General features: G+C 66.6%; 12 protein-coding genes. 4 read left to right on the plus strand and 8 right to left on the minus strand.

From position 1 onward, the window contains the following. Window positions 1-5: 5 nt before the first annotated feature. Window positions 6-488: a B-4DMT family transporter gene (locus tag ACFVUS_RS08340; protein WP_387762597.1), complete on the minus strand. Its 483-nt coding sequence runs from the start codon at window positions 486-488 to the stop codon at window positions 6-8. A 135-nt stretch (window positions 489-623) separates the two neighbouring features. Here ACFVUS_RS08340 and ACFVUS_RS08345 point away from each other — a divergent pair, with 135 nt between their 5' ends. Continuing rightward, a complete protein-coding gene (locus ACFVUS_RS08345) occupies window positions 624-1241 on the plus strand; it encodes a helix-turn-helix transcriptional regulator (protein WP_387762599.1) in 618 nt (205 codons plus the stop codon). A gap of 13 nt (window positions 1242-1254) precedes the next feature. Next, a complete protein-coding gene (locus ACFVUS_RS08350) occupies window positions 1255-1707 on the plus strand; it encodes a DUF3291 domain-containing protein (RefSeq protein WP_387762602.1) in 453 nt (150 codons plus the stop codon). A 6-nt stretch (window positions 1708-1713) separates the two neighbouring features. Here ACFVUS_RS08350 and ACFVUS_RS08355 read toward each other — a convergent pair whose 3' ends face one another. The 4 genes from ACFVUS_RS08355 to alaS form a co-directional block, all read right to left on the minus strand. Beyond that, window positions 1714-2541, minus strand: coding sequence for a shikimate dehydrogenase (locus ACFVUS_RS08355; RefSeq protein ID WP_387762605.1), 828 nt, complete (start codon window positions 2539-2541; stop codon window positions 1714-1716). Beyond that, entirely contained in the window at window positions 2516-3991 is a 1476-nt protein-coding gene (mltG, locus tag ACFVUS_RS08360) for an endolytic transglycosylase MltG (protein ID WP_387762607.1), read from the minus strand. Before mltG ends, ACFVUS_RS08355 begins: the two co-directional genes overlap by 26 nt. Beyond that, on the minus strand, window positions 3988-4491 hold the full coding sequence (gene ruvX / locus ACFVUS_RS08365) for a Holliday junction resolvase RuvX (protein ID WP_387762609.1): 504 nt from the start codon (window positions 4489-4491) through the stop codon (window positions 3988-3990). The genes mltG and ruvX overlap by 4 nt, the downstream gene beginning before the upstream one ends. Before the next feature lie 77 nt (window positions 4492-4568). Continuing rightward, window positions 4569-7235: an alanine--tRNA ligase gene (gene alaS / locus ACFVUS_RS08370; RefSeq protein ID WP_387762611.1), complete on the minus strand. Its 2667-nt coding sequence runs from the start codon at window positions 7233-7235 to the stop codon at window positions 4569-4571. 71 nt (window positions 7236-7306) lie between these two features. Between alaS and ACFVUS_RS08375 the strand changes: the two genes are divergently transcribed. Next, a complete protein-coding gene (locus ACFVUS_RS08375) occupies window positions 7307-7966 on the plus strand; it encodes a CatB-related O-acetyltransferase (protein WP_387762613.1) in 660 nt (219 codons plus the stop codon). Here ACFVUS_RS08375 and ACFVUS_RS08380 read toward each other — a convergent pair whose 3' ends face one another. After that, the gene (locus ACFVUS_RS08380) at window positions 7967-9169 is read right to left on the minus strand and encodes a cytochrome P450 (RefSeq protein ID WP_387762615.1); all 1203 of its coding nucleotides are present in this window, start codon (window positions 9167-9169) and stop codon (window positions 7967-7969) included. A gap of 329 nt (window positions 9170-9498) precedes the next feature. Between ACFVUS_RS08380 and ACFVUS_RS08385 the strand changes: the two genes are divergently transcribed. Beyond that, window positions 9499-10284 carry a VOC family protein gene (locus tag ACFVUS_RS08385; RefSeq protein ID WP_387762617.1) on the plus strand — a complete coding sequence of 262 codons (786 nt, stop codon included), beginning with the start codon at window positions 9499-9501 and terminating at the stop codon, window positions 10282-10284. A gap of 6 nt (window positions 10285-10290) precedes the next feature. On the opposite strand, the gene ACFVUS_RS08390 is transcribed toward ACFVUS_RS08385, so the two are convergent. Next, window positions 10291-11640, minus strand: a complete 1350-nt coding sequence (locus tag ACFVUS_RS08390) for a replication-associated recombination protein A (RefSeq protein ID WP_387762619.1) — start codon at window positions 11638-11640, stop codon at window positions 10291-10293. 77 nt (window positions 11641-11717) lie between these two features. Further along, entirely contained in the window at window positions 11718-12323 is a 606-nt protein-coding gene (locus tag ACFVUS_RS08395) for a hypothetical protein (RefSeq protein WP_387762620.1), read from the minus strand. Between the last annotated feature and the right edge of the window lie 17 nt (window positions 12324-12340).

Here is a 12340-nt window from a genome sequence, read left to right on the forward strand (position 1 = left end):
AAGCGTCAGACGCCGGCGGTTTCCTTGTTCAGGACGACGGTGTTCGCGTTGGCCGAGCCCTTCTTGGACTCGCGGCCGACCAGGTAGCGGCCCAGGGCCACACCGATCATGGCCGGAATGAAGATGAGCAGGATGATGAACGACGCGCCCGAGGAGATCTCGAAGAGCAGGCCGTTGTCACCGAGGTCGAACTTGGGCAGGAAGTCCAGGATCCAGGCGACCAGACCGGCGCCGAGGCCACCGGCGAGCCCGGCCTTGAGCCAGCGCATGGTCAGATCGGCGCCGTGATCGGGATCGGGATTGGCGCGACGATCGTGACGACCGTCCAGCACGCCCCATGCCACGACCGCGCCGACCAGCACGATCAGGCACAAGATCCGCATCCAGGAACCATTGGTCGGCCAGTTCACCATCGCGAAGCCGAGCAAGGTTCGCAGCACAACGGTCAGCGCTCCCAGACCTACGGCGCGCAACACCCACGCATTCATGATGATCACCTTAACCTGCGAATTGGCCCGGCCGAACTGAAACCGGTTCTAGAACTGTATCCGTTTCCGGATTCGGCATCCCGCACGGTACCCGCGACCCCGCTCACCACTCGAACACGCTGCTAGAAATGCAGGGTGAGCATCGAAGCCGTCGCCCTGCTGCAGGATCCGATTCGCAGGCGGCTGTACGACTACATCGCCGCCGCGAACCACGATGTGAGCAGGGACGAAGCCGCCGAGGCCGCCGAGATCAAACGGCCGCTGGCGGCATTCCACCTGGACAAGCTGGCCGAGGCCGGACTGCTGGACGCGGTGTTCCGGCGACCCGAGGGCAAGACCGGGCCGGGTTCGGGCCGGCCCGCCAAGTTCTATCGGCGCGCCGAGGCGGAATTCGCGGTCAACCTGCCCGCCCGCGACTACCGCACGGTGGCAACGATTCTCGCCGAGGTCACCGAACACGCCGGATTCGAGGAGGCGATCGCCAAGGCCGCCGCGCAGCACGGTCCCGCCCTGGCGGGCCGCGACCCGCTCGAGGTGCTGCGCGAGCGCGGATATGAGCCCTACCTGGACGGCGAAGTGATTCGCCTGCGCAACTGCCCCTTTCACCGGCTCGCGGTCGACTTCCCGCCGCTGGTCTGCGGATTGAACTTCGCACTGCTGGAAGGGGTTGCCGCCGAGGCGGGTTGGACGGCGCGCATGGACCCGGCCCCGGGGCGATGCTGCGTAAGTCTTTCTAAAACAAACACAGACTAGTTATAGTCAGGTCATGCACCTCGCGCTCTTCAATATCGGCCGCATGATCGCCCCCGAAGGCGATCCCCGAGTCGCCGAGTTCTACGCCGGACTCGATCGCATCAACGCCCTCGCCGACGACTCCCCCGGATTCGTCTGGCGCATGGTCGACGGGGAATCCAATAACGCCACATCCGTTCGGCCCTACGCGGCCGATCCGGACATGCTGGTGAACCTCAGCGTCTGGGAATCACGCGAGGCGATGTTCAACTACGTCTATCGCAGCGAGCACATGGAATTCCTGCGCCGCCGCCGCGAATGGTTCCTCCCCACCAAGGAGGTGATCACCGTGCTCTGGTGGGTGCCGATCGGATATACGCCCACACTGGCCGAGTCGATCGAACGCCTCGACCATCTGCGCGCGCACGGCCCGACCGCGCACGCGTTCACCTTCCGAAACGCCTTCGAACCGCAGCCGACCGGCTAGGCGAGGTCAGTCTTGGAGTGCGGCAGCCATTTCCGCGCGGGGGGCCGGTTTGCCGGTGAACTGTTCCACCTGGCCGTAGGCCTGGTTCAGGAGCATTTCGAGGCCGCTGACCACGGTGTGGCCCGCGCGGGTGACGGCCTCGGCGAGCGGGGTGGGCCAGGGGTTGTAGATGGCGTCCAGGATTACGGGGGCCTGGGCCACCGCGTCGGCGATGGGTTCGGCTCCGGCCGCGGGGACGGTGCTGACCACGGCGTCGACGTCGGAGCAGACGAAGCCGATACCGTCCGGGTCGAAGCCGATGACCTCGGCCGAAAGGCCGAGGCGCTCGGCAAGTTCCAGGGTGTCGGCGGCACGGCGGGGGCTGCGCGCGACGATGGTGACGGTGTGCGCGCCCAGTTCGGCCAGGGCCAGTAGAGCGGGGCGGGCGGTGCCGCCCGCGCCGATGACCACGGCCTTCTCGATCTCCTCGACGCCCGCGCCCTCGAGTGCGCCGCGCACACCGTCGACGTCGGTGCAGTCGGCGCGCCAGCCATTGTCGATGCGCAGCAGCGTATTCGCCGAGCCGACCAACTCGGCGCGCTCGGTGCGTTCGGTCGCGTAGTCGAGCGCGGCGACCTTGCCCGGCATGGTCACCGACAGGCCGACCCATTCCGGGCCGAGCCCGTCGACCAGACCGGGCAGCTGTTCGGCATCGCATTCGATGCGCTCATAGGTCCAGTCCAGGCCCAGGGCGCGGTACGCCGCCAGGTGCAGTTGCGGCGAGCGCGAATGCGAGATGGGGCTGCCGAGTACGGCTGCCCTGCGGCGCTCACCGTCCACTGTCGAGAATTCCACTCTGCCTGGCCTTTTCGATATTGCGCAGATGTTCGCTGTAGCTGTCGGTGAACAGGGTGGTGCCCTGTTTGTCGACGGTGACGAAGTACAGCCAGTTACCGGGCTCCGGCTTCTCCATGGCGCGCATGGCATCCACGGACGGCGCGGAGATCGGCGTCGCGGGCAGACCCGCCATCGCGTAGGTGTTCCACGGGGTCTTCTTATTGCGGTCGGCGTCCGTGGTGGCGACCTCGGTCGCCGGGAGCGCGTAGTTGACCGTGGAATCGAACTCCAGTTTCTGATCCGCCTTGAGCCGGTTCACGATCACCCGCGCCACCTTGGACATGTCCTGCGGCAGCGCCTCACGCTCCACCAGCGATGCGCCGATCAGCGTGTCATAGGGCGAGAGACCGTTGGCGGCACCGGAATTCATGATCCCGGTGGACTCGTAGGTGGCGGCGCTCGTCGTCACCAACTGCTTGAGGATCTGCTCGGGCGAACCACTCGGATCGAAATCCAGGGTGCCCGCGGCGATCAGGCCCTCCAGCTGCCGACTGCGATCGGGCACCTGGCGCACCCGGTCCATGGCCCACGACGGCACCCCGAGCAGACCCGGATCGGCACTGCCGCCCGCGGCCTCGAGCTGGTCGTAGGTCACGCATTTGGCGCTGGATCCGGTGCCGACACAGCTGGCGTCGGCGATCTTGCGGTAGATGCCGTCCTTGCGCGCACCGGTGGTGACATCGGTGGAATCGTGCAGCTGACGACCCTCGGAGATCACCACGTTGCCGACCCGCGAGCTCTTGCCCACCAGCGCGACAACGGCTTCGGAGGCGCGGCTGTGGCTGGCGATGGCGTAGTAGCCGGGCTGCACCGAGCTCATATTGTCATTGCGCACCGCGGCCTCGTAGAACGCGGCGCTGCTGGCAACCACACCCTTGGCGAACATGGTGTCCGCGATCTGGGTGGCGGTATCGCCGGGCTTGACCTGCACCACGGCCAGCGGTCCCGGATCGCCGGTGTAGTCCTCGGCGGCGGTGAACCGGTTCATGAACTTCCAGCTCGCGAATCCGGCCGCGCCGACGAACAATACGACGAATACGGTGCCGATGACGATCAGGTTCCGCCGCCGCCGCTTGCGTTCGGCGGCCTTGCGCGAGGCGGCGCGGGAGCGGCGCGGGCGCTGTCCGCCGCGGCCGCCCGAGGCACGCGAACCACCGCGCCCATTACCGCCCCGACCGTTGCCACCGCGACCGCGGTCGCCACCGCGCTCGGCGCGCTGGGGCGCCTGGCGGCGCGGGGGTTCCGGCTCCAGGATCGGTTCGTCGTCCTCGTCATCCTCGTAGCGGGGAATGACGGTGGTGTCGTCCTCGTAATCGTCGACTTCCGACCAGTCCAGGTCGTCGCGGCGATAACGGCGTTCAGCGCTCTGCCGGTAACGTTCCTCGGCTCGCGTCCAGCGGTCGGTCATGCAAGATCACCATCACCGCGCGGCTTCAATGCTGCACTCCGTTCGTCCAACCAACCCTGCAGGATCGACACGGCGGCCGCCTGATCGATGACGGACCGCTGCCCGCGCGCGCGAACTCCACTGTCCCGCAACGCCCGTGCAGCAGACACCGTAGTCAAACGTTCGTCGGAAAGCCGCACCGGCACCGGTGCGATCAAAGACCGCAAACGCCCCGCGAAGGTGGCCGCCAGCTTAGCCGACGAGCCGCTCTCTCCGCGCAAGGTGCGGGGAAGGCCGACAATCACTTCCACAGCCTCGTATTCGCGCACAATTTCGGCAATTCGGGCAAGGTCGGGCGCGAGGGTGCCGGGCGCGATCTTCTTCGCCTTGGGCACGGTCTCGACCGGGGTGGCCAGCAGGCCGTCCGGATCGCTGGAGGCCACGCCGATGCGGACCGTGCCCACATCGAGCGCGATCCGCCTGCCGCGACCCGGATCATCCGAGAAGCTGGGCCGGTCCACCGCGAATCCCGGTGTTCCGGTGTGAGTCCGGGCGTCGCCGTCGACGCCCGGAGAGTCCGAGGGTTCGGAAGGGGGCATCACCCGGCGAGCTCGGCCACCCGCGCCCGCAAGGCCGCGAGTCCGGCCTCGATACCAGCGGGTTCGGAGCCCGCGCCCTGCGCCATCTCCGGCTTGCCGCCACCGCGGCCATTGATGCTGGGGCCGAAGGACTGCACCAGATCGCCCGCCTTCACACCCAGATCCTGGGCATGCTTGCTGACCGCGACGACGAACGGGACCTTGCCCTCGTCATTGCCGAGCAGTGCGACGATGGCCGGTTCGGCGCCCAGGCGGCCCTTGATATCGGCGACCAGGGTGCGCAGATCGCCCGCGCCGACGCCCTCGGGCGCGGCGGCGGCGACGAGCAGTACCTTGCCCACGCGCTGCGCCTGCGCGGCGAAAGTTCCGGCCTGGGCGAGCACGGCCTGAATCTTGGTGCGCTCCAGCTCTTTTTCGGCAACCTTGAGGCGTTCGACGAGCTGCTCCACGCGCGCGGGCACCTCATCGGAGGGCACCTTCAGCGAGGAGGCCACACCGGCGAGCAACGCCCGCTCCTTGGCGAGGTACTTGTACGAGTCCAGGCCGACGAAGGCCTCCACGCGGCGCACACCCGAACCGACCGAGGACTCACCCAGCAGGGTGATCGGGCCGATCTGCGAGGAATGCTGCACGTGCGTACCACCGCAGAGCTCCATGGAGAACGGTCCGCCGATCTCCACGACGCGCACCTCATCGCCGTAGTTCTCGCCGAACAGCGCCATCGCGCCCATCTTCTTGGCCGAGGGCAGATCGGTGACGAAGGTGTTCACGGCGAAATCGTCCGCGACCGCGTTGTTGGAGATGGCCTCGATATCGGCCTTCTGCTGCTCGGAAAGCCCGCCCTGCCAGTTGAAGTCGAAGCGCAGGTAGCCCGGCTTGTTGAGCGAGCCCGCCTGAACGGCGTTGGGGCCCAGCACCTGTCGCAGCGCGGCGTGCACCATATGGGTACCCGAGTGGCCCTGGGTCGCGCCGTGCCGCCAGGCCGGATCGACCTGCGCGAGCACGGTGTCACCCTCGGTGAGCTGACCGCCCTCGACGGTGGACCGGTGCACCCACACCGTCTTGGCGATCTTCTGCACATCGTTGACGCGCACCTTGAGCCCGTGCGAGGACACGATGGTGCCGCGGTCGGCGATCTGGCCGCCGGACTCGGCGTACAGCGGCGAACGGTCCAGAATGATCTCCACGTCCTGGCCCACTTCGGCCACCGGCACCCGCACGCCATCCTTGATGAGCGCGAGAACCGTTGCCTCGGTGGCGAGTTCATCGAAACCGGTGAACTCGGTGGCGCCGCGGTCGACGAATTCCTTGTAGACGGTGAGGTCGGCGTGCGCGTGCTTGCGCGAGTACGCGTCCTCCTTGGCGCGGGCGCGCTGCTCGGCCATGAGCGAGCGGAAGCCCTCCTCATCGACCTGGAGTCCGGCCTCGGCGGCCATTTCCAGGGTGAGGTCGATCGGGAAGCCGTAGGTGTCGTGCAGGGTGAACGCCTCGGTGCCGCTGATCTTGCTGCCGCCCTGGGCCTTCACCTCGGAGGCGGCATCGTCGAACAGTTTGGAACCGGTGTTCAGGGTGCGCAGGAACGCGCTCTCCTCACCGACCGCGACGGTTTCGATGCGCTTGAAATCGGTGGCCAGCTCCGGGTACGAGGGGGCCATGAGATCGCTGACGACCTTCATGAACTCGCCCATGACCGGCTTGTCGGCACCCAGCAGGCGGGCCGAGCGCACGATGCGGCGCAGCAGGCGGCGCAGCACATAGCCGCGGCCGTCATTGCCCGGGTTCACACCGTCGGCGATGAGCATGGCGCCGGTGCGGGCGTGATCGGCGATGACGCGGAAGCGCACATCGTCGGTGTGCTCGACACCGTAGTTGCGGCCGGTCAGTTCCTCGGCCTTGTTGATGATCGGGCGCAGCAGATCGGTTTCGTAGACATTGTCGACGCCCTGCAGCAGGAAGGCGACGCGCTCGACGCCCATGCCGGTGTCGATGTTCTTCTTGGGCAGCGGGCCCAGGATCTCGAAATCGTCCTTACCGCGGCCTTCGCCGCGCTCGTTCTGCATGAACACGAGGTTCCAGATTTCGAGGTAGCGATCCTCATCGGCCTCGGGGCCGCCCTCGATACCGAATTCGGGACCGCGGTCGTAGTAGATCTCCGAGCACGGGCCACAGGGTCCGGGGATGCCCATGGACCAGTAGTTGTCGGCCATACCGCGGCGCTGGATGCGCTCGGCGGGCATACCGATGGAGAGCCAGATCTGCTCGGCCTCGTCGTCATCGAGATAGACCGTGGCCCACAGCTTTTCGGGGTCGAAGCCGTAGCCGCCGTCCTCGACGCTATTGGTGAGCAGCGACCAGGCGAAGGTGATGGCCTCGCGCTTGAAGTAGTCGCCGAAGCTGAAGTTGCCCGCCATCTGGAAGAAGGTGTTGTGCCGGGTGGTGATGCCGACATTCTCGATATCGCCGGTGCGCACGCACTTCTGCACGCTGGTCGCGGTCGCCCAGGGCGGGGTCTGCTGACCGAGGAAATACGGGACGAACTGGACCATGCCCGCGTTGACGAACAGCAGGTTGGGGTCGGCCAGGATCAGCGAGGCACTGGGAACCTCGGTGTGTCCGGCACGGACGAAATGCTCCAGGAAGCGTCGGCGAATCTCGTGGGTCTGCACAGATGTCAAGCCTACCGGTCCCGGTCCAGCGGGTTTTCAGCCCCCGCCCGCTGCTGGCTACCATCGCGGAGGTGACTGTGATCCCGGACCCATCGACGCCCTATCCGCTGCCGCACACGGACCGCACCGTCTTCCTGAAACCGCACATCACCTCGGCGAATATCGAGGTCGGCGACTACAGCTATTTCGACGATCCGGACGCGGCGACCGAGTTCGAGACCAGGAATGTGCTCTACGCGTTCGGGCCGGAGAAGCTGATCATCGGCAAATACTGTGCCCTGGCCACCGGCACCCGATTCATCATGGCGGGCGCGAATCACCCCACGGCGGGCGTGTCGACCTTCCCGTTCACCATCTTCGGCGGCACCTGGGCGCAGGACACCATGGACATCCTCACCTCGATTCCGAGCAAGGGCGACACCATCGTCGGCAATGACGTGTGGATCGGCTACAACGCGCTGATCATGCCGGGCGTGCGGATCGGCGATGGCGCGATCATCGCGACGGGCTCGGTCGTGACAGCCGATGTCCCCGCCTACACGATCGTGGGCGGCAATCCGGCCAAGCCGGTGAAGCAGCGCTTCCCGGACGAGGAGATCGATCTGCTGTTGCGCGCCGCCTGGTGGGATTGGCCGGTCGAACTGGTCACCGAACATGTACGCGTGATCATGGGCGGCACCCCGAAGGAGATCGAACGGATCGCCCGGGACAACGGCCTGTTCCGGGACTGATCACCAGCTGACCGGGAGCGATGTCGGCCCGCGCACGAGCATGCCGCGCTTCCAAGGGATTTCGGTATCGGGCACGGCAAGCCGCAGTGCCGGGAAGCGCCGCAGCAGCGTATCGAGCACCACCTGAAGTTCGATACGCGCGAGCTGCGCTCCCAGGCAGTGGTGGAAGCCGTGCCCGAAAGCCATGTGCGGGTTGTGTTCCCGGGTCAGATCGAGGGCATCGGCGGCGGTGAAGACCGATTCATCGCGATTGGCGGCCTGGGTATTGATGAATACCGCCTCACCGGCGCGAATTCGAGTGCCGGACAACTCGACATCCTCGGTCGCGATGCGCGGAAACCCTCCGCCGGAACCCAATTGGACGAAGCGCAGCAGTTCCTCGACGGCGGTGGGCACCAGTTCCGGTCGCGCGCACAGGTATTCCCACTGCCCCGGCTGGGTGAGCAGCACATACGTGAAGTTGGCGATCTGATTCGCGGTCGTCTCATGTCCGGCGATGAGAATGGTGACGCCCAGCCCCACCAGTTCGGCTTCGGTGAGCCGGTCCCCGTCATCGCGCGCGGCGACCAGCGCACCGAGCAAATCATCGCGCGGCTGCGCGCGGCGCGCCGAGACCTGTTCGGCCAGATAGGTTTCCAGCCCGGCGCGGGCGGCGACGATCTGTTCGCGAGTGGCGGCCGTGGTGGACATGACGATGTCGGAGAAGTCCCGGAACCGGTGTTGATCGCGCGGCGGGACACCGAGCATTTCGCAAATGACGGTGACCGGCAGCGGCAGGGCCAGCGCGGGGATGAGATCGGCGGGCGAGCCGCCGCGCTCCATCTCGTCGAGCAGGCGGTCCACGATCTCCTGGACATGCGGGCGCAACGCTCGCACCCGCTGCCCGGTGAACGCCTTCGCCACCAGTTTCCGCAGCCGGGTGTGCTCGGGCGGATCGGAGTTGAGCAGCGAATCCCCGCGCGCCGGTTCGGGAGTCACCCGCGGCACATCCTCACGTCCGACGACTCCCGCCCGGCTGAACCGCGCGTCGGCGAGCACCATCCGCACATCGTCGAACCGCGTGACCAGCCAGCCCTCCCCGCCGTAGGGCAACCGCACCCGGGACACCGGTTCCTCACGCCGCAATGTCTCGAAAAGCGGATGCGCGTCCAGCCGAACCGGCTCCCCGAACGGATACTCGCGAACTTCGGACTGAATGGTCATACCAACTTCTTTCGCCGGAGTCACGACCAGCCTACGAGCGCCCCACAACCGGAGTCAACGATCGAATTCCGTTACAGCGGAAGCACACTCAGCGCATTCGACGCTACCGCCGCAGGATTTCGGAGCCGCCCGCCGAACCGGTTCGCACCATCGCGCCATCCGGTGTCGGCGCACCGTAAACCCGCTGTTCACGGCATGAAAATGAGAACGCCCGGTCGGAACGCGAGTTCGCTGGATAACCGGACATCGAGGGCATGGAGTTCTAGGCTCGCGGTGTCGGCTCATCGGCCCATGAGCCGGTACTTTTTCCCGCCCGAGAGGAGTCGGCCATGCCGCAGATGAGCTCGTACGATCCGGGAGTTCCCAACTGGGTGGATCTCGCCACCCCCGATATCGCAGCGTCTTCGAATTTCTACGGTGAGTTGTTCGGCTGGCAGGCCAATTCCTCACCGGATCCGCAGTACGGCGGGTACACCATGTTCACCCTCGCGGGCAGCGAGGGGAATGAGGTGGCCGCGGCCATGCCGATCATGATGGAGGGCCAGCCGCCCTCCTGGACCACCTATGTCAATGTGCTCGATGTCGACGCGACCGTGAAGGCCGTGCAGGCGGCCGGCGGCCAGGTCTTCATGGAACCCATGGATGTGCCCGAACAGGGCCGCATGGCCGTATTCGCCGATACGGTCGGCGCGGTCATCGCCGCCTGGCAGCCGTACAACTTCAAGGGTGCGGGCATCGTCAACGAACCCGGCAGCTACTGCTGGAGTGAGCTGAACTGCCGGGATATCGACGCCGCCAAGGCTTTCTACGCCGATGTCTTCGGATGGGAAAGCGCCACAGCCGAATTCGGCAGCACCACGTACACCGAATTCAAGGTCGGCGGGAATTCCATCGCCGGCATGATGCAGATGGACGACAACTGGCCCGCGGACCTGCCCGCGCACTGGATGGTCTATTTCGCCGTCGCCGATACCGATGCCATCGTGGCCAGGACGACCGAACTCGGTGGCACCGTCTCGATTCCGCCGACCGATATCCCCATCGGGCGCTTCTCGGTGCTGGGCGATCCGCAGGGCGCGTACTTCTCGGTCATCGCACTGAGCGGCACGATGTAACCGGACCTATTTGCCTCGAACTATGCGGCGGAGCTTGGTGACTCGGGGACCGACTTCGCGTTCATAGCCGTGATCGGTGGGGTGGTAGTAATCCGTCCCGACCAGTTCGTCGGGCGGATACTGCTGCCCCAGCACACCATCGGGGTGATCGTGCGGGTATTTGTACCCCTGCGCATTGCCCAGCGCCGCCGCACCGGCGTAGTGACCGTCGCGCAGGTGCGGTGGTACCGCGCCCGCCTTGCCCGCGCGCACATCGGCCATGGCCGCGCCGATACCCTTCACCACCGCACCGGATTTGGGCGCGGTCGCGATATGAATGGTGGCCTGGGTGAGCGCCAGCTGCGCCTCGGGCATGCCGACCAGCTGCACCACCTGCGCGGCGGCGACGGCGGTCTGCAATGCGGTCGGGTCGGCCATGCCGACTTCCTCGCTGGCCTGAATCATCAAGCGGCGGGCGATGAATCGCGGATCCTCACCCGCGCTGATCATGCGCGCCAGATAGTGCAGCGCCGCGTCCACATCGGAACCGCGCAGCGATTTGATGAACGCGCTGATGACGTCGTAGTGCTGATCGCCCGCCCGGTCGTAGCGTACGGCGGCCTTGTCGACGCTGGCCTCCACCAGCTCCACGCCGACCTTCCCGTCCAGCGAGGATTCGGCCGAGGCCTCGAGCGCGGTGAGTGAGCGCCGGGCATCACCGCCCGCGATGCGCACGATGTGCTCGATCGCTTCCTCGCTGACGGTGTACTCCCCCGCCAGCCCGCGCGGATCCTCGATGGCACGGGTCAGCACCTGTCGAATATCGGCCTCCGACAACGAGGTCAGCTGTAGTACCAGCGAGCGCGACAGCAGCGGCGACACCACCGAGAACGACGGATTCTCGGTGGTCGCGGCGACCAACAGCACGATGCGATTCTCCACCGCCGCGAGCAGCGCGTCCTGCTGGGTCTTGGAGAACCGGTGCACCTCATCGATGAACAGCACGGTCTGCTCACCCACGGTGAGCCGCCGCCGCGCCAGCTCGATGACCCCGCGCACCTCTTTCACCCCCGCCGACAACGCCGAGAGCGCCTCGAACCGCCGCCCGGTGGATTGCGAAATGAGCGAGGCGAGCGTCGTCTTGCCGGTCCCCGGCGGCCCATACAGCAGCACCGAGGCCGCCCCGGAGCCTTCGATCAATCTGCGCAGCGGCGAGCCGGGTCCCAGCAGATGCTGCTGCCCGACCACTTCATCCAGATTCCGCGGCCGCATGCGCACGGCCAGCGGCGCGAACCCCTCACCCATCGGTGCCACACTCGGCACGAACCCCTCGTCCACGTCCTCCGTCCCCGGCGCCTCGAACAACCCGTCACTCACCCCGCGACCGTACCGCCCACCCACGACAGGATCCGCCGCACCGCTGTCCTCTGGCGCGCCAGCCGCCGGTCGACGACCTATTCGACTGGATGAGCCGCGGGCCCCGGATGGCCTTCGAGCGCATGCGCGGCGAAGGCGAAGAGTGGGAGCGGGCTTGCTTCGGCCCGCCTGCCGCGCTCTCGTTCGAGGCCGTCCGGCCCGACGGAACACTCGGGTGCGCCGGGCCGGGTGTGCCATCGGAAGCGAGAGGACCGGAAGTCGCTGTAGGTCAGGATGAGTTGATGGCTCGGACACGCCGGGGTCATCTCGGCGATATCGGCGAGCATCGCGCAGGCATTGAACATGTCGCGCACCTTCGCGGCGCCGGCGACGCGGTCGTCATCGATTCCACCCCACCCCGCCTGTGCGAACAGGGCGAGCGAACCGATGGTGAGCTGATAGGTGACGGCGTACGAATTGATCCCGTGCCCCGCGTGACAGACCGCGACGTAATCCTCGACCCGTTCCCGCTCGGCTTCGTGCGGGTATTGATCGAACAGGTACATCGCCAACGGATCGATATCGCGGGTCGCATAGGCCCATTCACCGAGCTTCGTGAGCTTCGATCGGAATCGGGCCGGAATCGGTGGTTCGCCAAGGTGGTTGGCGTCGAAGAGCTCACACATTTCGCGGTAGTCACGCATGATTCAAGATCGCTGTG

This window comes from Nocardia sp. NPDC058058 (assembly GCF_042885355.1).
Lineage (GTDB): Bacteria > Actinomycetota > Actinomycetes > Mycobacteriales > Mycobacteriaceae > Nocardia.